The organism is Enterobacter sp. MGH 38 (genome assembly GCF_000492855.1).
GTDB lineage: Bacteria > Pseudomonadota > Gammaproteobacteria > Enterobacterales > Enterobacteriaceae > Enterobacter > Enterobacter hormaechei_C.
Genome location: NZ_KI535607.1, coordinates 1,431,385 through 1,457,309 on the forward strand (window position 1 = coordinate 1,431,385; position 25,925 = coordinate 1,457,309).

24 protein-coding genes and 5 tRNA genes are annotated in these 25,925 nt (G+C 54.5%); 21 read left to right on the plus strand and 8 right to left on the minus strand.

Going from position 1 to position 25,925, the window contains the following annotated elements:
* Positions 1 to 24: 24 nt before the first annotated feature.
* The 5 genes from L384_RS14140 to L384_RS14120 all read right to left on the minus strand — a co-directional run bounded on the left by L384_RS14140 (position 25) and on the right by L384_RS14120 (position 5,052).
* Positions 25 to 1,305, minus strand: coding sequence for an MFS transporter (locus tag L384_RS14140; protein ID WP_017694735.1), 1,281 nt, complete (start codon positions 1,303 to 1,305; stop codon positions 25 to 27).
* Between the two features lie 116 nt (positions 1,306 to 1,421).
* Positions 1,422 to 2,360, minus strand: coding sequence for a sugar kinase (locus tag L384_RS14135; protein WP_023323994.1), 939 nt, complete (start codon positions 2,358 to 2,360; stop codon positions 1,422 to 1,424).
* Between the two features lie 3 nt (positions 2,361 to 2,363).
* Complete coding sequence (locus tag L384_RS14130) at positions 2,364 to 3,113, minus strand: sugar phosphate isomerase/epimerase family protein (RefSeq protein WP_032608229.1); 750 nt, start codon at positions 3,111 to 3,113, stop codon at positions 2,364 to 2,366.
* 102 nt (positions 3,114 to 3,215) lie between these two features.
* The gene (locus L384_RS14125) at positions 3,216 to 4,232 is read right to left on the minus strand and encodes a LacI family DNA-binding transcriptional regulator (RefSeq protein WP_023323995.1); all 1,017 of its coding nucleotides are present in this window, start codon (positions 4,230 to 4,232) and stop codon (positions 3,216 to 3,218) included.
* A 157-nt stretch (positions 4,233 to 4,389) separates the two neighbouring features.
* Positions 4,390 to 5,052: an OmpA family lipoprotein gene (locus tag L384_RS14120; protein WP_022650190.1), complete on the minus strand. Its 663-nt coding sequence runs from the start codon at positions 5,050 to 5,052 to the stop codon at positions 4,390 to 4,392.
* A 122-nt stretch (positions 5,053 to 5,174) separates the two neighbouring features.
* On the opposite strand from L384_RS14120, the gene L384_RS14115 reads away from it, so the two are divergent.
* Positions 5,175 to 7,544, plus strand: coding sequence for a molybdopterin guanine dinucleotide-containing S/N-oxide reductase (locus L384_RS14115; protein ID WP_044704522.1), 2,370 nt, complete (start codon positions 5,175 to 5,177; stop codon positions 7,542 to 7,544).
* Here L384_RS14115 and L384_RS14110 read toward each other — a convergent pair.
* Positions 7,513 to 7,953, minus strand: coding sequence for an N-acetyltransferase (locus tag L384_RS14110; protein WP_022650192.1), 441 nt, complete (start codon positions 7,951 to 7,953; stop codon positions 7,513 to 7,515). The genes L384_RS14115 and L384_RS14110 overlap by 32 nt on opposite strands.
* Positions 7,931 to 8,512, minus strand: coding sequence for a DNA-3-methyladenine glycosylase I (gene tag / locus L384_RS14105; protein WP_022650193.1), 582 nt, complete (start codon positions 8,510 to 8,512; stop codon positions 7,931 to 7,933). The genes L384_RS14110 and tag overlap by 23 nt, the downstream gene beginning before the upstream one ends.
* A gap of 160 nt (positions 8,513 to 8,672) precedes the next feature.
* Between tag and L384_RS14100 the strand changes: the two genes are divergently transcribed.
* From L384_RS14100 to dppF, 9 genes are all read left to right on the plus strand, one after another.
* Complete coding sequence (locus L384_RS14100) at positions 8,673 to 9,215, plus strand: lipase (protein WP_023323997.1); 543 nt, start codon at positions 8,673 to 8,675, stop codon at positions 9,213 to 9,215.
* Between the two features lie 238 nt (positions 9,216 to 9,453).
* Entirely contained in the window at positions 9,454 to 10,656 is a 1,203-nt protein-coding gene (locus L384_RS14095) for an L-lactate MFS transporter (protein WP_022650195.1), read from the plus strand.
* A gap of 239 nt (positions 10,657 to 10,895) precedes the next feature.
* Positions 10,896 to 12,590: a kdo(2)-lipid A phosphoethanolamine 7''-transferase gene (eptB, locus tag L384_RS14090; RefSeq protein WP_023323998.1), complete on the plus strand. Its 1,695-nt coding sequence runs from the start codon at positions 10,896 to 10,898 to the stop codon at positions 12,588 to 12,590.
* Between the two features lie 91 nt (positions 12,591 to 12,681).
* A tRNA-Pro gene (locus L384_RS14085) sits at positions 12,682 to 12,758 on the plus strand.
* Positions 12,759 to 13,379: 621 nt separating this feature from the next.
* A complete protein-coding gene (gene dppA, locus L384_RS14080) occupies positions 13,380 to 14,987 on the plus strand; it encodes a dipeptide ABC transporter periplasmic-binding protein DppA (RefSeq protein WP_003860756.1) in 1,608 nt (535 codons plus the stop codon).
* A 161-nt stretch (positions 14,988 to 15,148) separates the two neighbouring features.
* Positions 15,149 to 16,168, plus strand: coding sequence for a dipeptide ABC transporter permease DppB (gene dppB / locus L384_RS14075; RefSeq protein ID WP_006810536.1), 1,020 nt, complete (start codon positions 15,149 to 15,151; stop codon positions 16,166 to 16,168).
* Between the two features lie 9 nt (positions 16,169 to 16,177).
* A complete protein-coding gene (gene dppC, locus L384_RS14070; RefSeq protein ID WP_003862349.1) occupies positions 16,178 to 17,080 on the plus strand; it encodes a dipeptide ABC transporter permease DppC in 903 nt (300 codons plus the stop codon).
* A 10-nt stretch (positions 17,081 to 17,090) separates the two neighbouring features.
* A complete protein-coding gene (dppD, locus tag L384_RS14065) occupies positions 17,091 to 18,074 on the plus strand; it encodes a dipeptide ABC transporter ATP-binding protein (RefSeq protein ID WP_022650197.1) in 984 nt (327 codons plus the stop codon).
* Positions 18,071 to 19,084 carry a dipeptide ABC transporter ATP-binding subunit DppF gene (gene dppF / locus L384_RS14060; protein WP_022650198.1) on the plus strand — a complete coding sequence of 338 codons (1,014 nt, stop codon included), beginning with the start codon at positions 18,071 to 18,073 and terminating at the stop codon, positions 19,082 to 19,084. The genes dppD and dppF overlap by 4 nt, the downstream gene beginning before the upstream one ends.
* A 42-nt stretch (positions 19,085 to 19,126) precedes the next feature.
* Here dppF and coaA read toward each other — a convergent pair whose 3' ends face one another.
* Positions 19,127 to 20,077 carry a type I pantothenate kinase gene (gene coaA / locus L384_RS14055; RefSeq protein WP_015569977.1) on the minus strand — a complete coding sequence of 317 codons (951 nt, stop codon included), beginning with the start codon at positions 20,075 to 20,077 and terminating at the stop codon, positions 19,127 to 19,129.
* A 317-nt stretch (positions 20,078 to 20,394) separates the two neighbouring features.
* Between coaA and L384_RS14050 the strand changes: the two genes are divergently transcribed.
* From L384_RS14050 to rplL, 11 genes are all read left to right on the plus strand, one after another.
* A tRNA-Thr gene (locus L384_RS14050) sits at positions 20,395 to 20,470 on the plus strand.
* An 8-nt stretch (positions 20,471 to 20,478) separates the two neighbouring features.
* Positions 20,479 to 20,563, plus strand: a tRNA-Tyr gene (locus L384_RS14045).
* Between the two features lie 116 nt (positions 20,564 to 20,679).
* Positions 20,680 to 20,754, plus strand: a tRNA-Gly gene (locus tag L384_RS14040).
* Between the two features lie 6 nt (positions 20,755 to 20,760).
* Positions 20,761 to 20,836, plus strand: a tRNA-Thr gene (locus tag L384_RS14035).
* Between the two features lie 118 nt (positions 20,837 to 20,954).
* On the plus strand, positions 20,955 to 22,139 hold the full coding sequence (gene tuf, locus L384_RS14030; protein ID WP_023323999.1) for an elongation factor Tu: 1,185 nt from the start codon (positions 20,955 to 20,957) through the stop codon (positions 22,137 to 22,139).
* A 227-nt stretch (positions 22,140 to 22,366) separates the two neighbouring features.
* Entirely contained in the window at positions 22,367 to 22,750 is a 384-nt protein-coding gene (gene secE / locus L384_RS14025; protein ID WP_003862342.1) for a preprotein translocase subunit SecE, read from the plus strand.
* Position 22,751: 1 nt separating this feature from the next.
* On the plus strand, positions 22,752 to 23,297 hold the full coding sequence (gene nusG, locus L384_RS14020; protein ID WP_003862341.1) for a transcription termination/antitermination protein NusG: 546 nt from the start codon (positions 22,752 to 22,754) through the stop codon (positions 23,295 to 23,297).
* A gap of 156 nt (positions 23,298 to 23,453) precedes the next feature.
* Positions 23,454 to 23,882: a 50S ribosomal protein L11 gene (gene rplK / locus L384_RS14015; protein WP_003862340.1), complete on the plus strand. Its 429-nt coding sequence runs from the start codon at positions 23,454 to 23,456 to the stop codon at positions 23,880 to 23,882.
* Between the two features lie 3 nt (positions 23,883 to 23,885).
* On the plus strand, positions 23,886 to 24,590 hold the full coding sequence (gene rplA / locus L384_RS14010) for a 50S ribosomal protein L1 (protein WP_006810530.1): 705 nt from the start codon (positions 23,886 to 23,888) through the stop codon (positions 24,588 to 24,590).
* 289 nt (positions 24,591 to 24,879) lie between these two features.
* A complete protein-coding gene (gene rplJ, locus L384_RS14005; RefSeq protein WP_003862338.1) occupies positions 24,880 to 25,377 on the plus strand; it encodes a 50S ribosomal protein L10 in 498 nt (165 codons plus the stop codon).
* A gap of 66 nt (positions 25,378 to 25,443) precedes the next feature.
* Complete coding sequence (gene rplL, locus L384_RS14000) at positions 25,444 to 25,809, plus strand: 50S ribosomal protein L7/L12 (RefSeq protein ID WP_002445276.1); 366 nt, start codon at positions 25,444 to 25,446, stop codon at positions 25,807 to 25,809.
* The last annotated feature ends 116 nt before the right edge of the window (positions 25,810 to 25,925 follow it).

Sequence of the window (25,925 nt, forward strand, 5' to 3'; positions counted from 1 at the left end):
AATCTCCGTTGATTTTAAAAGGATTCAGGCGTGGCGTGCGCCGACGGGTAGCTGTTGATTATTAGCAGGCTTAACAATCAGAGTAAGCCATACCGAGGCAAAAAGCGCCACCCCCATAAAGATGTAAGAGGCCGACGGGCTGCCGGTGGCACCGTTAAGATAGCCCACAAACCACGAGCCAAAGAACGAACCCAGCGCACCCATACTGTTGATCAACGCCATCGCGCCCCCTGCGACGTTACGCGGCAGCATTTCCGGGATGATGGCAAAGAACGGACCATACGGGGCATACATGGCCGCACCCGCAATCACCAGCAGAGTGTACGAGACCCAGAAGTGGTTCGCGCCTACGGCCCAGGAGCCAATGAAGGCAAAAGCAGCGATCAGCAGCAGTGGCCAGACGAACAGCTTACGGTTTTGCAGCTTGTCCGATGCCCAGGAGACGATAATCATCGCGATGGTCGCAGCCAGGTAAGGCACCGATGACAGCCAGCCCACTTCCACCATGCCAAGGTTTTCACCGCCGCTGCGGATAATCGACGGCAGCCACAGCACAAAACCGTACACGCCAATACTCCAGGTAAAATACTGTGCACACAGCAGAATAACGTTCCGGGAGCGGAAGGCTTCGCCGTAGTTACGCACCGCTTTAAGCCCCTGCTGCTCTTTATCCAGCTGCGCCTGGAGTGCGGCTTTTTCGTCTTCAGAAAGCCATTTCGCCTGGGCTGGCTTATCTTTCACCAACACCCACCAGCAGAAGGCCCAGATAATCGCGGGAACCCCTTCGATGATGAACATCTCGCGCCAGCCGAAGGACTGGATCAGATAGCCGGAAACCACCGACATCCACAGCACGGTGACCGGGTTACCGAGTATCAGGAACGTATTAGCACGTGAACGCTCCGATTTTGTGAACCAGTTGCTGATGTAAATCAGCATTGCTGGCATGACGGCCGCCTCAACCACGCCGAGAATAAAGCGAATAGCCGCCAGAGCAGGAATGTTATTCACCACGCCAGTAAGCGACGCACAGGCACCCCATAAGATCAGGCAGATGAAAATGAGCTTTCGCACGCTGCGGCGTTCAGCGTAAATCGCGCCGGGGATCTGGAAGAAGAAATAACCCAGGAAGAAGAGGGCGCCCAGCAGGGACGAGACCCCTTTGGTGATCCCGAGGTCTTCGTTGATCCCGGCGGCGGATGCGAAACTGAAGTTGGCACGATCCAGGTACGCCAGGCTGTACGTGATAAACACGATTGGCATGATGTACCACCAGCGTTTTACTGCATTGGTCGAACTGTTCATAGGCTTGCCTCTGTTGTTGAGGTTGTTGCCGCCGTTGTCTGTAGGGTACACGGTGGCTTAATTATCTGGTGCGGATTGCTGCCCCACCCTGGTCCTCTCCCACGGGGAGAGGGAATTTAGACGCCGAGCTCTGCTCGTGTTGGTAATCCTTCGCTGTCGCCCTGCACCTGAATCGCCAGCGAACCAATTTTGTTGCCTCGCGCCACGGCCTGCGACAGCGGTTTGCCCTCCAGCAGGGCGCTGATGACCCCGACGGCAAACCCATCGCCCGCGCCCACGGTATCGACCACGTTGTCGACTTTTACCGCAGCGACAGCGCCTTGCTCACCGTCGGCAGTTTTAAACCATGCGCCGTCGGCACCGGTTTTCAGCACCACGGCTTTTACCCCTCTGTTGAGGTAAAAATCAGCAATGCCTTCGGGCGTGCTTTCGCCAGTGAGGATCATTCCCTCTTTTATGCCCGGCAGAACCCAGTCCGCCTGAAACGCCAGTCGGTTGAGTTTCTCAGCCATCTCCGCTTCGCTTTTCCACAGCACCGGGCGCAGGTTCGGATCAAAGGAGATCGTTTTGCCCTGCGCTTTCATTGCCGAAGCCGCGTGATCGAGTAAATCGTACGAGCTGGCCGAGAGCGCCGCCGCCACGCCGCTCAGGTGCAGGTGGCGCGCGGAGGAGAAATACGCGGCGTAATAATCATCCACGGAGAGATGGCTTGCCGCTGAGCCTTTGCGGAAATACTCCACGATGGGATCGGTTCCATTTTCAACTTTAGATTTCAGCTGAAAGCCCGTCGGGAAGCGTCCGTCAAGCGTGACGCCTGCGGCATCAATGCCCTCTTTTTTCAGCGAGTCGAGAACGAAATGGCCAAAGCTGTCATTGCCCACGCGGCTCACCCAGCCGACATTCAGCCCCAGCCGCGCAAGGCCGGTAGCGACATTCAATTCGGCGCCTGCCACGCGTTTGATAAAGTGCTCCACTGCGCTCAGCTCGCCCGTTTCGGTGGCGACAAACATCGCCATGGCCTCGCCGATAGTGATAACGTCCAGCGTCTTGTGCATGGTTTACTCCTCGCGCAGCAGGTTGACGTAATGGCGGGTGACGGCGGTGAGATCCGTCCCTTCGAGCGGAAATTCGATACCGCGCGGCGCGTCGGCAGGCAGTTGATTAAGCAGATCCCGCCAGCGAGAATCGGTCTGATCCGGCGCGACGGCGCGGAACTGCGCCTTATGCGGGACTGCGGCCTTCACATGAATATAGCTCACGGCGGGAGCCAGCTGACGTGCAGCCTCTTCCGGGGAGTCGCCAACCCACAGCCAGTTGCCCATATCGAACGTCAGTGTGACCGGCAGCGCCATTACCCGGCAGGCGGCTTTGAAGCGCTGCATCGGCGCGAGCTGCCCGCAGTCGGTCTGGTCGTTTTCCACCACCAGCGTCATGCCGCTTTCATCCAGCAGTGCGCGCAGGGCTTCAAGCGGTTGTTTGTCGCTGAAATGACCCAGCGAGACTTTAAGCCACAGCGCGTTCAGTGCGCTGGCTTCGCTAAGGTAGCGTGGAAGATCCGGGTTGAGGGTTCCATCGGGCATAAACAGGGGGGCCGGGGCGGAGTAGCACGCCAGTAAACCCAGCAGTTCAATGGACTCGCCCAGCGCAGGCAGGGCCATTAACTCGTCGTGGCTGAAGAGCTCTCGGCGGATTTCAACGCCATCAGCTCCTGCGCCGGCAATAACGGGAAGCATTGCCCGTTGACCGCCTGCCTGTCGCACCTGATCCGCACCATACGCGGCGGTGACCACCATAATTTTCCTGCTCATTTCCTGACTCCAGAGCGTAATCGATAGTATTACGCTAGATGGAACCGGTTCCAAAGAAAAGATCGGGATGCTGAATTTATGATCGCTGTCACGAAGGGGAAATTAACGGGCAGTAGAGCCGCGAACGATCAGCTCGCCAGAAAAAACCTGCTCGCGTACGGCGTCGCGGGTGCCTTCAATGCGGCGAACCACTTGTTCAACCGCGGCATAGCCGATCTGCCAGGTGGGTTGTTTGAGGGTGGTAATGCCTACGCCAGCAAGTTCTGCCCACTCCAGTTCATCAAAGCCGAGCAAGCCGATGTCGCTGCCCCAGTGCAGGCCAATGCGTTTAAGCGAGCGGGCAACCTGAAGCGTCAGCGCCCCGTTAGCGGAGATCACCGCCTTACGCATTCCCCGATGGCGGGTATGGAACTGGCGCAGGGTATTATCCAGCTGTTCGGCTTCATGGAGGGGGATTTCAGCATTTTCGGCGATCACACCGGGATAACGCGCCAGCGTGGCGCGAAATGCAGCCAGGCGGTCGCGGCGGGTGTTAACCATACCCAGCGGTTCGCTCAGGAACAGAATGGCTTCGAAACCCTGTTCAATCAGGTGCTCGGTGGCAGTGGTGGCCGCCTGGGTGTTATCCAGCCCGACCACATCGCAGGCAAATTCCGGGATTTTGCGGTCAATAAGCACCATCGGGAGAGACGATTGTTGCAGACGATTTAGCCCCTCTTCGCGCATCCCGACGGCATTGACCACGATCCCTTCCACCTGATAGCTGCGCAGCAGATCGAGGTAATGCAACTCCTGATCAACTTCGTTATTGGTGTTACAGACCAGCGGGGTAAAGCCTTTTTCCCGGCACGCCGCTTCGATGCCGCTGAGTACGTTAACGGAGTAGGGGTTAGTGATATCGGCGATGATAAGCCCAATCAGGCGGGTGCGACCCCGCTTGAGGCCGCGCGCCATCAGGCTGGGACGGTAGTCGAGATCGGCAATGGCTTGTTCGATCCGCGCCAGCAGCGCATCGGACAGCAGGTGTTTCTCGCCGTTGAGGTAGCGTGAAATGCTGGTTTTACCGGTTTTGGCGGCTTTCGCCACGTCGCTAATGGTGGCCCGGGTTGGTTTGATCATCGCTGATTTCCCTGAATTTAGTGAGAATACCTTAGCGGGAAAATCTGGCGAATCAAGCAATTTGCCGGGTGGCGGTCTGATGCCCTCACCCCAACCCTCTCCTACAGGAGAGGGCGCAAATACTAAAACGGCAACGGGGTTGCCGTTTTGCTTTTACCTACTGCACAGGACTCAACGTAATTTCAACGCGGCGGTTCTGCGCTTTGCCTTCCGCCGTGCTGTTGCTGGCGATCGGGTTAGCCGGACCCATGCCGCTGGTGCGGATGCGGTTCGCTTCTACGCCCTGGGTGATCAGCGAGCTGGCCACGGAATCGGCGCGCTGCTGCGACAGACGCATGTTCAGATCCTGGCTGCCGGTGCTGTCGGTGTAACCAATCACGTTCACGGCAGTTTTATTGTACTCTTTCAGCACTGCGGCCACGCCGGTCAGGGTGTTCGCGCCTGCGGGTTTCAGCGTCGCGCTGCTGCTGTCAAAGGTCACGTTGTTTGGCATGTTCAGGATGATGTTGTCACCGCTGCGCGTCACGCTCACGCCCGTACCTTTCATTTTGTCACGCAGTTTTGCTTCCTGCACGTCCATGTAATAACCCACGCCGCCGCCCAGGGCTGCGCCTGCCGCTGCGCCAATCAGCGCACCTTTGCCGCGATCTTTCTTGGAGGAGGAGAGTACGCCAACGCCAGCGCCCACCAGGGAACCAATACCCGCGCCAATGCCGGATTTGCCCGCTTCGCGTTCACCGGTGTAAGGGTTGGTTGTGCAGCCTGAAACAGCCAGTGCGCCGCTCACCAGAGCGGCAATAACGAGTACGCGTTTTTTCATCTTATTTCCTTAATCCTTTTTATTCTTTGCCACGACGGACGTGGCAGTGGATTATGACGTCCGGATACGGAGAAAATTCAGTGTATAACTCTGAAATTTGTCACAAACGATAAATTGCCTCAATGAAAGGCCGAAACACCTGCACGCAACCAGGAGCGCACGCTTTGAGCACCTCAACAAAAACCATTCTGACCGCCGCCCACTGGGGGCCGATGCTGGTCGAAACCGATGGCGACACTGTGCTGTCGTCTCGCGGGGCTTTGCCTTCGCGCCATCTCAACTCTTTACAGACCGTCGTTCGCGATCAGGTACACAGCAAGACCCGCGTCCGCTGGCCGATGGTGCGTAAAGGCTTTCTGGCGTCACCGGATAAACCGCAGGGTATTCGCGGGCAGGATGAGTTCGTGCGCGTGAGCTGGGACGATGCGCTGGCGCTGATCCATACGCAGCATAAACGCATCCGCGACAGCTATGGCCCGTCGTCCATTTTTGCCGGCTCCTATGGCTGGCGCTCAAACGGCGTGCTGCATAAGGCTGCAACCCTGCTGCAACGCTATATGAGCCTGGCCGGAGGATACACCGGCCATCTGGGCGATTACTCGACCGGCGCGGCGCAGGCAATCATGCCGTATGTCGTGGGCGGGAATGAGGTTTATCAGCAGCAGACCAGCTGGCCGCTGGTGCTGGAGCATACAGAGGTGGTGGTGCTGTGGAGCGCCAACCCGCTCAATACCCTGAAAATTGCCTGGAATGCGTCCGACGAGCAGGGCGTTTCCTACTTCGATGCGCTGCGCAAAAGCGGCAAGCGCATCATCTGTATCGATCCGATGCGCTCTGAAACCCTGGATTTCTTCGGCGACAGCGCCGAGTGGATCGCGCCGCATATGGGCACCGACGTGGCGATGATGCTGGGCATCGCCCACACCCTGGTGGAGAACGGCTGGCACGACACGGAATTTCTGGCGCGTTGTACCACGGGGTTCGATAAATTTGCCGACTATCTGACGGGACAAAGCGACGGTATTGCCAAAACCGCAGAGTGGGCCGCGGCGATTTGCGGCGTTAATGCCGTTAAAATCCGCGAACTGGCGGCGTTATTCCATAGCCATGTCACGATGCTCATGTCCGGCTGGGGGATGCAGCGCCAGCAGTTTGGCGAGCAAAAGCACTGGATGTTGGTGACGCTCGCCGCGATGCTTGGGCAGATTGGCACACCCGGCGGCGGTTTTGGCCTTTCCTATCACTTTGCCAACGGCGGCAACCCGACGCGTAAAGCCGCGGTGCTGGCGTCCATGCAGGGCTCGGTGCAGGGTGGCGTGGACGCTGTGGATAAAATTCCGGTGGCACGCATTGTTGAAGCCCTGGAGAACCCCGGCGGGTTTTATCAGCACAACGGTCAGGATCGCCATTTCCCGGATATTAAGTTTATCTGGTGGGCGGGTGGGGCCAACTTCACCCATCACCAGGATACCAACCGCCTAATCCGCGCCTGGCAGAAACCGGAGCTGGTGGTGATCTCGGAGTGCTTCTGGACTGCGTCAGCGAAACATGCCGATATCGTTTTGCCTGCCACGACCTCGTTCGAGCGTAACGATCTCACCATGACGGGGGATTACAGCAACCAGCATATGGTGCCGATGAAGCGCGTCGTGGCTCCCCGGGATGAAGCGCGGGATGATTTCGACGTCTTTGCCGACCTGAGTGAAATGTGGGAAGCGGGCGGGCGGGAGCGTTTCACCGAGGGCAAAACGGATCTGCAATGGCTGGAAACATTTTACCAGATTGCCAGCCAGCGCGGGGCTGCGCAGGGCGTGTCCCTGCCGCCATTTGCTGAGTTCTGGGAGGCGAATCAACTCTTCGAAATGCCAGAAAGCGAGCAGAACGCGCGGTTTGTGCGCTTTGCTGACTTCCGTCGCGATCCGGAGAATCACCCGTTAAAAACCGAAAGCGGGAAGATTGTGATCTACAGCGAACGCATCGCCAGCTTTGGCTACGCGGACTGTCCGCCGCATCCGGCGTGGCTGGAGCCGGACGAATGGCATGGCAATGCGCAGCCGGGGCAGCTTCAGCTGCTGTCTGCCCATCCTGCCCATCGTCTGCACAGCCAGCTCAACTATTCGGCTCTGCGCGAGCAGTATGCGGTGGCGGGTCGTGAGCCGATCGCGCTGAATAGCGACGATGCAAAGGCGCGGGGGATTAACGACGGCGATCTCGTTCGGGTCTGGAACGCGCGCGGGCAGGTGCTGGCAGGCGCCGTGGTGAGTGACGGGATCCGCCCTGGCGTTTTCTGCATTCATCAGGGCGCATGGCCGGATCTGGCGCTGGACGAGGGCGGTATTTGTAAGAACGGCGCCGTAAACGTGCTGACCAAAGATCTCCCCAGCTCGAAGCTGGGGAATGGCTGCGCGGGGAATACGGCGCTGGCATGGGTGGAGAAATATGAGGGGCCGGCGCTTACCCTTACGGCGTTTGATCCGCCTGCCAGCTCATGATCCACGTCGGGTGTTGGGTATCATCCTGCCAGGCGCTGTCTTCGATGCGAAAACCCTGAGCATGATAGAAATTCACCGCCCGCACGTTTTTCTGGTACACCTCCAGGGTTAAATACGGGTAGTGCTGCTGAACGTGGTTCAGCAGCGCACGCCCAATCCCCTTTCCGATGAACGCCGGGGCGACAAACAGCGCCCCCACGAACTGGAACTGCATGACGCTGATAAAACCGCACAGGGTACCGTTTTCTTCCCAGACCCAGGTCTCGGCGGCGGGAAGGTATTCATCCCGCACTACCGCTTCATTCGCTTGCCAGTAACTTGCGTCGATAAACGGATGCGCCTCGGTGGTGCTCTCCAGCCACAGACTCAAAAGCGGCGCGGTGTTCTCACTTTGCCATTTGCGGATCATGGTGGCCCTCCGGATGGCAGAAGCAGCCCGTAATGTGGTCATTGACCAGCCCGCAGGCCTGCATAAAGGAGTAACAGATGGTGGTGCCCACAAACTTAAAGCCGCGTTTTTTCAGCGCTTTCGACAGGGCATCTGAGGCGGGGGTCGACGTTGGGATCTCTGCAAGCGTGGCGGCCTGCGTCACCTTCGGCTCGTTATCCACAAACGACCAGACAAATGCTGAAAAGGGTTCGCCATTTTGCTCCATCGCCAGATAAGCACGCGCGTTACCAATAATGGCCTGAATTTTACCGCGATGGCGGATGATACCGGTATCCAGAACCAGCTTTTGTACGTCGTCGTCGGTCATGGCGGCAACCGCAGCCGGATCGAACTGGTGGAAGGCTTTGCGATAGTTCTCACGCTTTTTCAGAACGGTGATCCACGACAGCCCGGCCTGCTGGCCTTCAAGGCAAATCATTTCAAACAGTTTTTTACCGTCGGTTTCCGGTACGCCCCATTCCTTGTCGTGATAATCGATATAAAGCTGATCCTGGCTTACCCAGCCGCAACGTTGCATAGGTCATCTCCCTTCCTGATACGGTAAACGCAAAAATTTCAATCTGCCCGGCTTGACGTGTCTGCTAAAGAGACAATAGTTAATACAGGGCTATACGCCCTAATACCTCTTCGAACAATGACATATATCGCCGAACTCGGCTCTTTCTGGAGTCGCTTTGATGATGATAAAAAAAATCAGTGGTCGCCATGCTGCTTCTGGCCTGGTGGGTGTTTCAGTCTGCCTGCTTTTTTGTCACACCGCTTTTGCGTGGCAACAGGAATATATCGTTTCAGATGCACAAAGTAATACGACGGAACGTTATACATGGGACGCCGATCACCAACCTCGTTATGAAGATATTCTCGCGGAGCGTATTAACCGCACGCAGAATGCTGCGGGGTTTACCCTGAACGATCCCTCCGGTTCGGATGCGGAAACCGTTCTGAGCGTTGGCTGGAATTTTCCCGTGGCGGGACATTTCACCACCGGGCCCGTCATGGCGTGGCGCACTGATGGCGCTCCCCCTGTAACGGTGAATGCGTTTGAGGATACAACCACCACGCAGTCGCTTACCGATCCCCTCTGGCATGCCAGCGTGAACTCATTGGGTTGGCGTGTTGATACGCAGTATGGTGATTTACACCCCTGGGCGAAGATCAGCTATAACCAGCAAACTGAAGAAGAATATTTATATACGCTGGGATTGAGCGCCAAATTTTAAGGGTTGTTATTTTTTTATACGATACGATAACATATTTAATACAATTATGACGGGGTCTGGAGCGATAGTGCCCACTAACAGAACAGCGCTTCATTCCCCGGCAAGGTCATTCATTCCAGATCCCAGGCATTTCATTCCTTCTCTCCTGCATTTCATTCCGTTTTTCCCCAACGCTATAAAGGTTTTGTTTATCGTTGTCCTCAGCGAAATTCCTTAATTTATCTTGCAGGACACTGCCATGAACACATCAACTTATAACCGCACGCGTTGGCTGACGCTATTCGGCACCATCGTTACCCAGTTCGCACTGGGATCGGTCTATACCTGGAGCCTGTTTAACAGCGCCCTGTCCGATAAGCTCGGCGCGCCGATAAGCCAGGTGGCATTCTCCTTCGGCTTGCTGAGTCTTGGGTTAGCAATTTCCTCTTCCGTGGCGGGCAAACTTCAGGAACGTTTCGGCGTGAAGCGTGTAACCATGGCATCCGGGATCTTGCTGGGCTTGGGATTCTTCCTGACGGCATATTCTAACAACCTGATGATGCTGTGGCTGAGCGCCGGGGTGCTGGTGGGGCTGGCGGACGGCGCAGGTTATCTGCTGACGCTGTCTAACTGCGTGAAGTGGTTCCCGGAGCGTAAAGGGCTTATCTCCGCATTTGCCATTGGTTCATATGGCCTGGGCAGCCTCGGCTTCAAATTCATCGATGCGCATCTGCTGGCCTCGGTTGGGCTTGAGAAAACCTTTATGATCTGGGGCGTGATTGTGCTGGTAATGATCCTCTTCGGCGCCACGCTGATGAAAGATGCGCCGCAGCAGGAAGTGAAAACCGTTAACGGCGTGGTGGAGAACGATTTCACCCTCGCTCAGTCCATGCGTAAGCCGCAGTACTGGATGCTGGCGGTGATGTTCCTGACGGCCTGCATGAGCGGTCTGTATGTCATCGGTGTGGCGAAAGATATCGCGCAGGGAATGGTAAAACTGGACGCGGCGACGGCGGCGAACGCCGTAACGGTCATCTCCATCGCTAACCTCTCGGGTCGTCTGGTACTGGGTATCTTGTCTGACAAAATCGCCCGGATCCGCGTGATTACGCTGGGGCAGGTGATCTCCCTGGTGGGTATGGCAGCACTGCTGTTCGCTCCGCTGAACGAGGCGACATTCTTTGCGGCGATAGCCTGCGTAGCCTTTAACTTTGGCGGCACTATTACCGTCTTCCCGTCGCTGGTGAGCGAGTTCTTCGGCCTGAACAACCTGGCGAAAAACTACGGCGTGATTTATCTCGGCTTCGGTATCGGCAGTATTTGCGGTTCACTGATTGCCTCGCTGTTTGGTGGCTTCTACGTGACATTCTGCGTGATATTTGCCTTGCTGATTATTTCGCTGGCGCTGTCCACCACGATTCGTCAGCCGCAGCGCGAGGTATATAAAGAAGCGCATGCATGATTCGATAAAAAGGGGCCGCAGGGCCTCTTTTATTTATTTCTAAATCGCTTCCGGACTTGCTATTTTGTAAAAATCTTCATCGATTCACATTCTCTGCTGCCACTTTTCTTTCCTGCTGTGGTCTACTTATCGCGCTTGTAGACGTTTCTGATAACGGTTTCTCTCGCATCTACTTACTCTGTCAGCTTTCTCACTGAGATTCGGCGGGTCTTTATACCCCTTCCCCCAGGGTTGTTTGCATGAAATATATTAGGTCTCTTACCCAGCAAAGATTGTGTCTGATGCTGGCTGTCTATATCGGTTTGTTTCTGAATGGCGCGGTGCTGTTCAGACGAGTGGAAGGTTATTTCGAACACCTCACTGTAAGAAATGGAATTTTTGCCGCGATTGAAGTGTTTGGCTCAATTCTGGCGACCTTCTTCCTGCTACGTCTGCTCTCGCTTTTTGGCAGACGTACATGGCAGGTTCTGGCCTCGCTGGTGGTGATTATCTCCGCCGCCGCAAGCTATTACATGACATTCATGAATGTGGTCATTGGCTACGGTATTGTGGCCTCGGTGATGACCACGGACATCGACCTCTCGAAAGAGGTGGTGGGTCAAGGGTTCATCCTGTGGACGATTCTGACCTGCCTGATCCCGCTCTTCTTTATCTGGAGTAACACCTGCCGCTACACCCTGTTACGCCAGCTGCGTACCCGGGGACAGCGCATCCGCAACGTCGCCGTCGTTCTTCTGGCGGGTCTGCTGGTATGGGCGCCTATTCGCCTGATGGAAAAACAGCAAAAGCGGATCGAAAAAGCGACAGGCGTGGATATGCCAAGCTACGGCGGCGTGGTGGCTAACTCGTATCTGCCGTCTAACTGGCTGTCGGCGTTAGGTCTTTATGCCTGGGCTCAGGCGGACGAATCCAGCGATGTGAAATCGCTGATTAACCCAACCAAAAAGTTCACCTACCAGGCCCCGGCTGACGGGCTGGATGATACTTACGTGGTCTTCGTTATCGGCGAAACAACGCGCTGGGATCATATGGGTATCCTCGGTTATGACCGCGATACCACCCCCAAACTGGCGCAGGAAAAGAATCTTGTAGCTTACCGCGGCTACTCCTGCGATACCGCCACGAAGCTCTCGTTGCGCTGTATGTTTGTTCGTGAGGGCGGTGCGAGTGATAATCCTCAGCGCACTCTCAAAGAGCAAAACGTGTTTGCTGTTCTGAAGCAGCTTGGATTTAGCTCCGATCTGTTCGCCATGCAAAGTGAGATGTGGTTCTACACCAACACCATGGCGGATAACATCGCCTACCGCGAGCAGATTGGCGCCGAGCCGCGTAACCGCGGAAAGAACGTTGATGACATGCTGCTGCTCTCTGAGATGGAACAGTCACTGAAAAACCATCCGCAGGGTAAGCATCTTATTGTTCTGCATACCAAAGGGTCACACTACAGCTACTATCAGCGTTACACGCGCGATTTCGCCAAATGGACGCCTGAGTGCGTCGGCATTAACAAGAACTGTAGCAAGCAGGAGCTGATCAATGCCTATGATAACTCGATTCTGTATGTGGATACCTTCCTCAGTCGGGTGATCGACCAGCTTCGCGATAAGAAAGCGATTGTGATCTACGCGGCCGACCACGGCGAGTCCATCAACGAGAAAGAGCATTTACACGGTACGCCGCGTAAGCTGGCCCCGCCTGAGCAGTTCCGCGTGCCGATGATCATGTGGATGTCGGATAAGTACCTGGAAAATCCGGACAAAGCCAAAATGTTTGCCCATCTGAAACAGCAGGCAGAGATCAAGGTACCGCGCCGTCACGTTGAGCTGTACGACACCATTATGGGCTGTCTCGGCTATACCTCACCGAACGGTGGGATTAACGAAAACAACAACTGGTGTAAACTCCCTGATAACACCACAAAAGCCGCGCAGTAGCTGGTCTGGCGAGAATATCGCCAGTTGAATGGCTTTTTGAAAATAAGGGATTGACGGGGGCGCACCTCAGCAGTAAGATGCGCTCCGCATTCGGCGAGTAGCGCAGCTTGGTAGCGCAACTGGTTTGGGACCAGTGGGTCGGAGGTTCGAATCCTCTCTCGCCGACCACATTCTAAAAAGGGCTAACCGCAAGGTTAGCCCTTTTTGCATTAACGCGTTACCCCGCACGAGTCCTCAAAATACCCCTTAGCCCTGCTTCCCCCTGCCTGCTTGCGGTTTTGTGACATAATCCATTGTATTTTTTTATATATAGTTTGATCTTTTTTCGCGTTGCTTATGGATAACCTCAGCATTTTTCGCTGTGCGTTTTAACGTTCGCGGTATTTAGTGCTCAGATAATCACCATCCTGTAAGAAAATTTACCCATTCTGAATAAAACTTAATCACTGAGTGTTGCGAAATATGAAGATAATTGTGCTGCATCATGGCGAGTAGCATAAATTTCTCTGCTGAAAACTCACGGTCAGGGTTTTTTTAATCTTTGTTTGCGGTTTCTCACACTCCACGTAAATCCCCGCCACCTGTATTGACGTTTTCACATTCTGTTGACAGATTGTAGGGCACGAGGGGCATTTCAGGGAGGATCTGCGCTGCAACTCAAACGCTCTTCTGAAAGGATTCTCTATCCCTTTTAACGCCTTCGGGCATCACCGACCGGACCGGGTAAAAAATAAATAAAGGTCAGGCGGCGTAACACAACAAAGCAAAACATCACATTGGAGCACAATAATGAGTATTTCCTTGAAGAAGTCAGGGATGCTGAAGCTTGGTCTGAGCCTGGTGGCCATGACCGTTGCAGCAAGCGTACAGGCAAAAACCCTGGTTTACTGTTCTGAAGGCTCTCCGGAAGGCTTTAACCCACAGCTCTTTACCTCTGGTACGACTTACGACGCAAGCTCTGTACCGATCTATAACCGTCTGGTTGAATTTAAAACCGGCACCACGGAAGTGATTCCTGGCCTGGCTGAAAAGTGGGATATCAGCGAAGACGGTAAAACCTATACCTTCCACCTGCGTCAGGGCGTGAAGTGGCAGGACAGCAAAGAATTTAAACCTACGCGCGACTTTAACGCCGACGACGTTGTGTTCTCCTTCGACCGTCAGAAAAATGCCCAGAACCCGTACCATAAAGTGTCTGGCGGCAGCTATGAATACTTCGAAGGGATGGGTCTGCCAGACCTGATCGCTGAAGTGAAAAAAGTGGACGATAAAACCGTCCAGTTTGTGCTGACGCGTCCGGAAGCGCCATTCCTGGCTGACCTGGCGATGGACTTCGCCTCTATTCTCTCTAAAGAGTATGCGGACAACATGCTGAAAGCCGGCACTCCGGAAAAAGTGGACCTGAACCCAATCGGTACCGGCCCGTTCCAGCTGCTTCAGTACCAGAAAGATTCCCGTATTCTGTATAAAGCCTTCCCGGGTTACTGGGGTACCAAGCCGCAGATCGACCGTCTGGTCTTCTCCATCACGCCTGACGCATCCGTGCGTTACGCAAAATTGCAGAAAAACGAATGTCAGGTGATGCCGTATCCAAACCCGGCTGACATCGCGCGCATGAAGCAGGACAAAAATATCAACCTGCTGGAGCAGGCGGGCCTGAACGTGGGTTATCTCTCCTTCAACACCGAGAAGAAACCGTTCGATGACGTGAAAGTGCGTCAGGCGCTGACCTACGCGGTGAACAAAGAAGCGATCATCAAAGCCGTTTACCAGGGCGCTGGCGTTGCGGCCAAGAACCTGATCCCACCAACCATGTGGGGCTATAACGACGACATAAAGGACTACACCTACGATCCTGAGAAAGCGAAAGCGCTGCTGAAAGAAGCGGGCCAGGACAAAGGCTTTACCGTCGAGCTGTGGGCGATGCCGGTACAGCGTCCTTACAACCCGAACGCACGCCGTATGGCGGAAATGGTTCAGGCTGACTGGGCGAAGATTGGCGTGCAGGCCAAGATTGTGACCTACGAGTGGGGCGAGTACCTGAAGCGCGCCAAAGCGGGTGAACACCAGGCGGTCATGATGGGCTGGACCGGCGACAACGGGGATCCGGACAACTTCTTCGCGACCCTGTTCAGCTGTGCGGCAGCGAAAGACGGTTCTAACTATTCTCGCTGGTGCTACAAGCCGTTTGAAGATCTGATCCAGCCGGCGCGTGCGACCGACGATCACAACAAACGTATCGAACTGTACAAGCAAGCGCAGGTTGTCATGCACGATCAGGCTCCGGCGCTGATTGTTGCTCACTCCACCGTGTACGAGCCAGTGCGTAAAGAAGTGAAGGGCTACGTGGTCGATCCACTGGGCAAACACCACTTCGAAAACGTGTCTGTTGAATAATAAGTAGGGTGTTCTCCCTCTCCCTCCTGGAGAGGGCAGGGGTGAGGGGCGTGCATGCACCCCCTCACCCTAACCCTCTCCCACAGGGAGAGGGAATTTACATTTGTGAGCAATACAGACGTCACGCCACTGAGTGTGCGTCATCAGAGAGAATCCGGGTTATGTTGCAGTTCATCCTCCGACGTCTGGGACTGGTTATCCCGACGTTTATCGGTATCACCCTTCTCACTTTTGCCTTCGTCCATATGATCCCGGGTGATCCGGTGATGATTATGGCGGGCGAGCGTGGTATCTCCCCTGAACGTCATGCGCAACTGCTGGCTGAACTCGGCCTTGATAAGCCGATGTGGCAGCAGTATCTCCACTATATCTGGGGCGTGTTGCACGGCGATTTAGGGATTTCACTGAAAAGCCGTCTTCCGGTGTGGGACGAGTTCGTACCTCGCTTTAAAGCGACGCTGGAACTCGGTATCTGCGCCATGATCTTCGCGACCGCGGTAGGGATCCCCGTTGGCGTACTGGCTGCCGTTAAACGTGGCTCTATTTTTGACCACACCGCTGTTGGCCTGGCACTGACCGGCTACTCCATGCCTATCTTCTGGTGGGGCATGATGCTGATCATGCTGGTCTCGGTGCAGTGGAACCTGACGCCGGTCTCCGGACGCGTCAGCGATATGGTTTTCCTTGACGACACCAATCCGTTAACCGGCTTTATGCTGATTGATACGGCGATCTGGGGCGAAGAGGGCAACTTCATTGATGCGGTTGCGCACATGATCCTGCCTGCAATGGTGCTGGGCACCATCCCTCTGGCGGTGATCGTGCGTATGACCCGTTCCTCCATGTTGGAAGTGCTGGGCGAGGATTATATTCGTACTGCCCGCGCTAAAGGCCTGACCCGTATGCGCGTCATCATCATTCATGCCCTGCGAAACGCTATGCTGCCGGTGGTAACCGTTATCGGTTTGCAGGTCGGTACGCTGCTGGCGGGGGCGATCCTGACCGAAACCATCTTCTCCTGGCCGGGTCTTGGACGCTGGCTGATTGATGCGCTGCAACGCCGTGACTATCCGGTTGTGCAGGGCGGTGTACTGCTGGTCGCGACGATGATTATTCTCGTCAACCTGCTGGTCGATTTGCTGTACGGCGTGGTGAACCCGCGTATTCGTCATAAGAAGTAAGGGGCCATCATGTCACAAGTTACTCAAAATAAAGTGGTCACCGCACCGGTGCCAATGACGCCGATGCAGGAATTCTGGCACTACTTCAAGCGCAACAAAGGCGCGGTCGTCGGGCTGGTGTATGTTTCCATCATGATCCTGATTGCGGTGTTTGCGAACGTCCTTGCGCCGTATAACCCGGCTGATCAGTTCCGCGATGCGCTGCTGGCACCTCCTGCATGGCAGGACGGCGGAAGCCTGGCGCACCTGCTGGGCACCGACGACGTGGGTCGCGATGTGCTTTCGCGCCTGATGTACGGCGCACGCCTGTCGCTGCTGGTTGGCTGCCTCGTTGTCGTACTGTCGCTGATCATGGGGATCGTACTCGGCCTGGTGGCAGGCTACTTCGGCGGCATTGTTGATAACATCATCATGCGCGTCGTCGACATTATGCTGGCATTGCCAAGCCTGCTGCTGGCGCTGGTGCTGGTGGCGATCTTCGGTCCGTCGATTGGTAACGCCGCGCTTGCGCTGACGTTTGTTGCGCTACCGCACTATGTGCGTCTGACCCGTGCGGCGGTGCTGGTGGAAGTGAACCGCGACTACGTTACCGCCTCTCGCGTGGCGGGTGCCGGTGCGATGCGTCAGATGTTTATCAATATCTTCCCAAACTGCCTTGCGCCGCTGATTGTTCAGGCGTCGCTCGGTTTCTCTAACGCCATTCTTGATATGGCCGCTCTTGGCTTCCTTGGCATGGGTGCGCAGCCGCCAACACCGGAGTGGGGCACCATGCTCTCCGACGTGTTGCAGTTCGCGCAAAGCGCCTGGTGGGTCGTCACCTTCCCGGGTCTGGCGATTCTGCTGACGGTGCTGGCATTTAACCTGATGGGTGATGGTCTGCGTGATGCACTTGATCCCAAACTGAAGCAGTAAGAGGCACGAGATGGCGTTATTAAATGTAAATAAATTATCCGTGCACTTTGGCGACGAAGGCACACCGTTTCGCGCCGTGGACCGTATCAGCTACAGCGTTAATCAGGGCGAAGTGGTCGGGATTGTAGGAGAGTCGGGCTCCGGTAAGTCAGTGAGTTCGCTGGCGATTATGGGGCTGATTGACTACCCCGGCCGCGTGATGGCGGAAAATCTGGAGTTCAACGGTCAGGATCTGAAGCGTATTTCCGAAAAACAGCGCCGCCAGCTGGTGGGCGCGGAAGTGGCGATGATCTTCCAGGACCCCATGACCAGCCTGAACCCATGCTACACCGTGGGTTTCCAGATTATGGAAGCGATTAAGGTGCATCAGGGTGGGAATAAGAAAACTCGTCGCCAGCGTGCTATCGATCTGCTGAACCAGGTGGGGATACCTGACCCAGCATCGCGTCTGGACGTTTACCCGCATCAGCTTTCCGGCGGCATGAGTCAGCGCGTGATGATCGCCATGGCGATTGCCTGTCGACCAAAACTGCTGATTGCCGATGAACCAACTACCGCGCTGGACGTGACCATCCAGGCGCAAATCATCGAGCTGCTGCTGGAGTTGCAGCAGAAAGAGAATATGGCGCTGGTGCTGATTACGCACGACCTGGCGCTGGTGGCGGAAGCGGCACACAAAATCATCGTGATGTACGCGGGTCAGGTGGTGGAGACCGGAAGTTCGCACGATATCTTCCGCGCGCCGCGTCATCCGTATACGCAGGCGTTGCTGCGTGCGCTGCCGGAGTTTGCCCAGGACAAAGCGCGTCTGGCGTCACTGCCGGGTGTGGTTCCGGGTAAATATGACCGTCCGCAGGGCTGCCTGCTGAATCCGCGCTGCCCGTATGCGACAGATAAATGCCGCGCCGAGGAGCCAGAGCTGAATCTGCTGGCCGATGGTCGGCAGTCAAAATGCCACTACCCACTCGATGATGCCGGGAGGCCAACACTATGAGTACGCACCAGGCCACCACGCAACAGCCGCTGTTGCAGGCTATCGACCTGAAAAAACATTACCCGGTGAAGAAGGGGATTTTTGCCCCCGAGCGCCTGGTAAAAGCGCTGGACGGCGTCTCCTTCAGCCTTGAACGCGGTAAAACGCTGGCGGTCGTCGGGGAGTCGGGCTGTGGGAAATCCACGCTGGGCCGTCTGCTGACGATGATTGAAACGCCAACCGGCGGCGAGCTTTACTATCAGGGCCAGGATCTGCTCAAGCACGATCCGCAGGCGCAGAAGCTGCGTCGCCAGAAAATCCAGATTGTGTTCCAGAACCCGTACGGTTCTTTAAACCCGCGTAAAAAAGTGGGGCAGATTCTGGAAGAACCGCTGCTGATTAACAGCAATCTGAGCAAAGAGCAGCGTCGTGAAAAAGCGCTGGCGATGATGGCGAAGGTGGGGCTTAAAACCGAGCATTACGATCGCTACCCGCATATGTTCTCTGGTGGTCAGCGTCAGCGTATTGCCATCGCTCGTGGGCTGATGCTTGACCCGGATGTGGTGATTGCCGATGAGCCGGTCTCAGCGCTTGACGTGTCCGTTCGCGCGCAGGTGCTTAACCTGATGATGGATTTACAGCAGGATCTGGGACTGTCGTACGTCTTCATCTCCCATGACCTGTCCGTGGTCGAGCACATTGCCGATGAGGTGATGGTGATGTATCTGGGACGCTGCGTGGAGAAGGGGACGAAAGATCAGATCTTTACTAACCCGCGTCATCCGTATACCCAGGCACTGCTGTCTGCGACGCCGCGGCTGAACCCGGATGACCGCCGTGAGCGCATTAAGCTGACCGGTGAGTTGCCAAGCCCGCTTAACCCGCCGCCGGGATGTGCGTTTAACGCCCGCTGCCGTCGCCGCTTCGGTCCGTGTACGCAGTTGCAGCCACAGCTAAAGGATTATGGTGGACAGCTGGTGGCCTGCTTCGCGGTCGATCAGGATGAAAACGGCGAAAAGCCGCATGCATAAATAAAAAAACCGGCGATAAGCCGGTTTTTTTACGTCTGAGGTCTACTTCCGTAAACGAATCTGGTCGACGGCGTGTTTCTCACTCTTGGTGAGGATCAGGCTTGCGCGTTCGCGCGTCGGCAGGATGTTCTCTTTGAGGTTGACGTAGTTGATCTCATTCCACAGCCCGGTCGCCACGCTGATAGCCTCTTCTTCAGAGAGCTGGGCGTAGTTGTGGAAGTAGGAATCCGGGTCGGTGAACGCCCCTTCGCGGAACTTCAGGAAGCGGTTGATATACCAGCGTTGCAGCAAATCTTCCGGCGCATCGACATAAATTGAGAAATCCACAAAGTCAGAGACAAACACATGATGCGGATCGTGAGGGTAATCCATCCCGCTTTGCAGGACGTTTAAGCCTTCCAGAATCAGGATGTCGGGCTGCACAACCGTTTTGTCGCCATCCGGGATGCGGTCGTAGATCAGATGCGAGTAAACCGGCGCGGTAACGTGAGGTACGCCCGATTTTAGATCTGAAACAAACTTTACCAGGCGGTGCATATCATAAGAGAGCGGGAAGCCCTTCTTTTTCATCAGGCCGCGTTCTTTCAACACCTCGTTGGGATGCAGGAAGCCGTCTGTGGTGATCAGCTCCACGCTGCGGTGTTCCGGCCAGCGGCTCAGCAGCGCCTGAAGCACACGCGCGGTGGTACTTTTACCCACTGCCACGCTGCCCGCAATACTGATGATATAAGGAATACGTTGACCGTTCGTGCCGAGGAACTGTTCCAGTACGGCCTGACGACGCAAATTGGAGCTGATATAGAAGTTAAGCAAGCGAGAGAGGGGGAGATAGATTTCTGCCACCTCTTCCAGGGAGAGATCTTCGTTTATCCCTTTTAGCCGTGCGATTTCACCTTCCGTCAGTGTCATAGGGACGGAGTCACGCAGGGCTGCCCACTGGCTACGGTTAAACTGAAGATAGGGCGTCATTAACGTTTGCTCTTTTTTGCTCATAAGCATGCTTCTGTGAACCATCACGAAACGGCGGGTGCGGGCTCATCACATAGTTAATTTTGGACAATGGGCAGGAGGTTAACACCAGATGAGAGGAATAATAAGAAAAAATATGGGAAAGCGATGCTTAACCGGGCAGGTATCACGTGGGGCTATAGCGTGCCGAAATCAGGCGTTCATGTTGAATTTTTAACCGTGAGCGGATGAATTTACAGCGGTTAGCCCTGGTTTCGAATAAAATGTGAGCGAAAGAACGTTTTATGCAATTTTTTAGTTGCATGACTGCGCAGGTCTCCATAGAATGCGCGCTACTTGATGCCGACTTAGCTCAGTAGGTAGAGCAACTGACTTGTAATCAGTAGGTCACCAGTTCGATTCCGGTAGTCGGCACCATCAAGTCCGGTGGGGTTCCCGAGCGGCCAAAGGGAGCAGACTGTAAATCTGCCGTCACAGACTTCGAAGGTTCGAATCCTTCCCCCACCACCACTTTCTGGCAGCGTCAACGCCGCCGGAGCTGGTTGGAAAAATTGACCAGCTCGAACAGAAAAGAGAGAAATCTCTTTTTTTGTTACAGAAAGAACTGGGTAGCCGAGTTTCAGGATGCGGGCATCGTATAATGGCTATTACCTCAGCCTTCCAAGCTGATGATGCGGGTTCGATTCCCGCTGCCCGCTCCAATACGTGCTGATATGGCTCAGTTGGTAGAGCGCACCCTTGGTAAGGGTGAGGTCCCCAGTTCGACTCTGGGTATCAGCACCACTTCACTTCTCCCTCCCTTTCTCTCTGTTTCAATGTAAATGTATTCAACAGTTCAGGCATTTTCGCCTGGTTGATGTGGTGATATCACCGATTTATCCGTGTCTTAGAGGGACAATCGATGTCTAAAGAAAAGTTTGAACGTACAAAACCGCACGTTAACGTCGGTACTATCGGCCACGTTGACCATGGTAAAACAACGCTGACCGCTGCAATCACTACCGTACTGGCTAAAACCTACGGCGGTGCTGCTCGTGCTTTCGACCAGATCGATAACGCACCAGAAGAAAAAGCTCGTGGTATCACCATCAACACTTCTCACGTTGAGTATGACACCCCGACTCGCCACTACGCACACGTAGACTGCCCAGGCCACGCCGACTATGTTAAAAACATGATCACCGGTGCTGCGCAGATGGACGGCGCGATCCTGGTTGTTGCTGCGACTGACGGCCCTATGCCTCAGACTCGTGAGCACATCCTGCTGGGTCGTCAGGTAGGCGTTCCTTACATCATCGTGTTCCTGAACAAGTGCGACATGGTTGATGACGAAGAGCTGCTGGAACTGGTAGAGATGGAGGTTCGTGAACTGCTGTCTCAGTACGATTTCCCAGGCGACGACACTCCAATCGTTCGTGGTTCCGCGCTGAAAGCGCTGGAAGGCGATGCAGAGTGGGAAGCGAAAATCATCGAACTGGCTGGCTTCCTGGATTCTTACATCCCAGAACCAGAGCGTGCGATTGACAAGCCATTCCTGCTGCCAATCGAAGACGTATTCTCCATCTCCGGTCGTGGTACCGTTGTTACCGGTCGTGTAGAGCGCGGTATCATCAAAGTTGGTGAAGAAGTTGAAATCGTTGGTATCAAAGAGACTGCGAAGTCTACCTGTACTGGCGTTGAAATGTTCCGCAAACTGCTGGACGAAGGCCGTGCTGGTGAGAACGTTGGTGTTCTGCTGCGTGGTATCAAACGTGAAGAAATCGAACGTGGTCAGGTTCTGGCGAAGCCAGGCTCAATCAAGCCACACACCAAGTTCGAATCTGAAGTGTACATTCTGTCCAAAGACGAAGGCGGCCGTCATACTCCGTTCTTCAAAGGCTACCGTCCACAGTTCTACTTCCGTACAACTGACGTGACCGGTACCATCGAACTGCCAGAAGGCGTAGAGATGGTAATGCCAGGCGACAACATCAAGATGGTTGTGACTCTGATCCACCCAATCGCGATGGACGACGGTCTGCGTTTCGCAATCCGTGAAGGCGGCCGTACCGTTGGCGCGGGCGTTGTTGCTAAAGTTCTCGGCTAATCGCTGATAACATTTGACGCAATGCGCAATAAAAGGGCATCATTTGATGCCCTTTTTGCACGCTTTCACATCAGAACCTGGCTCATCAGTGATTAATTTTGTCATAATCATTGCTGAGACAGGCTCTGCGGAGAGCGTATAATACGAAAAGCGAATAGCATTTCGATTGGTTTGCCTCGCACTCGCGGGGTGAAAATGTTTGTAGAATACTTCTGACAGGTTGGTTTATGAGTGCGAATACCGAAGCTCAAGGGAGCGGGCGCGGCCTGGAAGCGATGAAATGGGTAGTTGTAGCCGTGCTGCTGATTGTGGCGATTGTCGGCAACTATCTTTATCGTGACATGATGCTGCCGCTACGCGCGCTTGCAGTGGTAATTCTGATTGCTGCGGCGGGTGGTGTCGCGCTGTTGACGACGAAAGGCAAAGCGACCGTTGCGTTTGCCCGCGAAGCGCGTACCGAAGTCCGCAAGGTCATTTGGCCGACTCGCCAGGAAACATTGCACACCACGCTGATTGTAGCGGCGGTAACCGCTGTAATGTCACTGATCCTGTGGGGACTGGATGGTATTCTGGTTCGCCTGGTATCCTTTATCACTGGCCTGAGGTTCTGAGATGTCTGAAGCCCCTAAAAAGCGCTGGTACGTCGTTCAGGCGTTTTCCGGTTTTGAAGGCCGCGTAGCTACGTCGCTGCGTGAGCATATCAAATTACACAATATGGAAGAGTTATTTGGCGAAGTTATGGTTCCGACCGAAGAAGTGGTTGAGATCCGTGGCGGCCAACGTCGCAAAAGCGAACGTAAATTCTTCCCGGGTTACGTGCTGGTTCAGATGGTGATGAACGACGCGAGCTGGCATCTGGTGCGCAGCGTACCACGCGTGATGGGCTTTATCGGCGGCACATCTGACCGTCCGGCGCCAATCAGCGACAAAGAAGTTGATGCGATTATGAACCGCCTCCAGCAGGTGGGTGACAAACCGCGTCCGAAAACGCTGTTTGAACCGGGTGAGATGGTTCGTGTTAACGACGGTCCGTTTGCTGACTTTAATGGCGTCGTCGAAGAAGTGGACTACGAGAAGTCCCGCCTGAAAGTTTCCGTTTCTATCTTTGGTCGTGCGACCCCGGTAGAGCTGGACTTTGCTCAGGTAGAAAAAGCCTAAGCAGCGATCAAAAAAGCGACGATTTAATCGTTGCACAGGGCGCGAGATTGGAATACAATTTCGCGCCTTTTGTTTTTATGGGTTCCGACCCGTAAAACGAATTTTATTCACGGGGAGCCTCTCCGAGGCGTTATTACCCAATCAGAGGATTTTAGAATGGCTAAGAAAGTACAAGCCTACGTCAAGCTGCAGGTTGCAGCAGGTATGGCGAACCCAAGTCCACCAGTTGGTCCAGCTCTGGGTCAGCAGGGTGTGAACATCATGGAATTCTGTAAAGCGTTCAACGCCAAAACTGAATCCATGGAGAAAGGTCTGCCAATCCCAGTTGTAATCACTGTTTACGCTGACCGTTCTTTCACTTTCGTTACCAAAACCCCTCCAGCAGCAGTTCTGCTGAAGAAAGCAGCGGGCATCAAGTCTGGTTCCGGTAAGCCGAACAAAGACAAAGTGGGTAAAATTTCCCGCGCTCAGTTGCAGGAAATCGCGCAGACCAAAGCTGCCGACATGACTGGTTCCGACATTGAAGCGATGACTCGCTCCATCGAAGGTACTGCACGTTCCATGGGCCTGGTAGTGGAGGACTAAGAAATGGCTAAACTGACCAAGCGCATGTCCGTGATCCGTGACAAAGTTGATGCGACCAAACAGTACGACATCAACGAAGCTATCGCTCTGCTGAAAGAACTGGCTACCGCTAAGTTCGTTGAAAGCGTTGACGTTGCCGTTAACCTGGGCATCGACGCTCGTAAATCCGATCAGAACGTTCGTGGCGCAACTGTACTGCCACACGGTACTGGCCGTTCCGTACGCGTAGCTGTATTTGCTCAGGGTGCAAACGCTGAAGCTGCTAAAGCTGCCGGCGCTGAACTGGTAGGTATGGAAGATCTGGCTGATCAGATCAAGAAAGGCGAAATGAACTTTGACGTTGTTATTGCTTCTCCAGATGCAATGCGCGTTGTTGGCCAGCTGGGCCAGGTTCTGGGTCCACGCGGCCTGATGCCAAACCCGAAAGTGGGTACTGTAACCCCTAACGTTGCTGAAGCGGTTAAGAACGCTAAAGCAGGTCAGGTTCGTTATCGTAACGACAAAAACGGCATCATCCACACCACCATCGGTAAAGTGGACTTTGACGCTGACAAACTGAAAGAAAACCTGGAAGCTCTGCTGGTTGCGCTGAAAAAAGCAAAACCAACTCAGGCGAAAGGCGTGTACATCAAGAAAGTTAGCATCTCCACCACCATGGGTGCAGGTGTTGCAGTTGACCAGGCTGGCCTGAGCGCTGCTGCAAACTAATGCCTTTACGTGGGCGGTGATTTTGTCTACAATCTTACCCCCACGTTTGCTAACAAAAGTTAGCGGCTAAAAGAATTGTTCGTTGGAGCCTGGCCTATCCAGGCCTCCGTCGAAGACCGCAGGTGTTTCGCAAGAAACTTAATCCCCTGCGTAGACGGTGACAGAACGCTAAGATTATTTTAAATACTCTGGCTTGTTTCTGCTCACCGTATTAAGACGCTCTTCCCGTTGGGTCGAGTGAAGTGAGTTCCGGAACATGAGTTCCGGCAAACATCCAGGAGCAAAGCTAATGGCTTTAAATCTTCAAGACAAACAAGCGATTGTTGCTGAAGTCAGCGAAGTAGCCAAAGGCGCGCTGTCTGCAGTAGTTGCGGATTCCCGTGGCGTTACTGTAGACAAAATGACTGAACTGCGTAAAGCAGGTCGTGAAGCTGGCGTATACATGCGTGTTGTTCGTAACACCCTGCTGCGTCGCGTAGTTGAAGGTACTCAGTTCGAGTGCCTGAAAGACACGTTTGTTGGTCCGACCCTGATTGCATACTCTATGGAACACCCGGGTGCTGCTGCTCGTCTGTTCAAAGAGTTCGCGAAAGCGAATGCAAAATTTGAGGTCAAAGCTGCAGCCTTTGAAGGTGAGTTGATCCCGGCATCGCAAATCGATCGCCTGGCAACCCTGCCGACCTACGAAGAAGCAATTGCACGCCTGATGGCAACCATGAAAGAAGCTGCGGCTGGCAAACTGGTTCGCACTCTGGCTGCTGTACGCGATGCGAAAGAAGCTGCTTAATCGCAGTTATCTTTATAAAGCATTTGCTTACGTATAAACTTATTCTGATTTTCAGGAACAATTTAAATGTCTATCACTAAAGATCAAATCATTGAAGCAGTAGCAGCTATGTCCGTAATGGACGTTGTAGAGCTGGTTTCTGCAATGGAAGAAAAATTCGGTGTTTCTGCTGCTGCTGCTGTAGCTGTAGCTGCGGGCCCGGCTGAAGCTGCTGAAGAAAAAACTGAATTCGACGTAATTCTGAAAGCTGCTGGCGCGAACAAAGTTGCTGTAATCAAAGCAGTACGTGGCGCAACTGGCCTGGGTCTGAAAGAAGCTAAAGACCTGGTAGAATCTGCTCCAGCTGCGCTGAAAGAAGGCGTGAGCAAAGACGACGCAGAAGCACTGAAAAAATCTCTGGAAGAAGCTGGCGCTGAAGTTGAAGTTAAATAAGCCAACTTTTCTGGTTGCAGCCTAAGCAATTAGGCTGATGGCTGGTGACTTTTTAGTCACCAGCCTTTTTGCGCTGTAAGGCATCAGCAGCATTTCACACTGTTTGACTGCTGGTT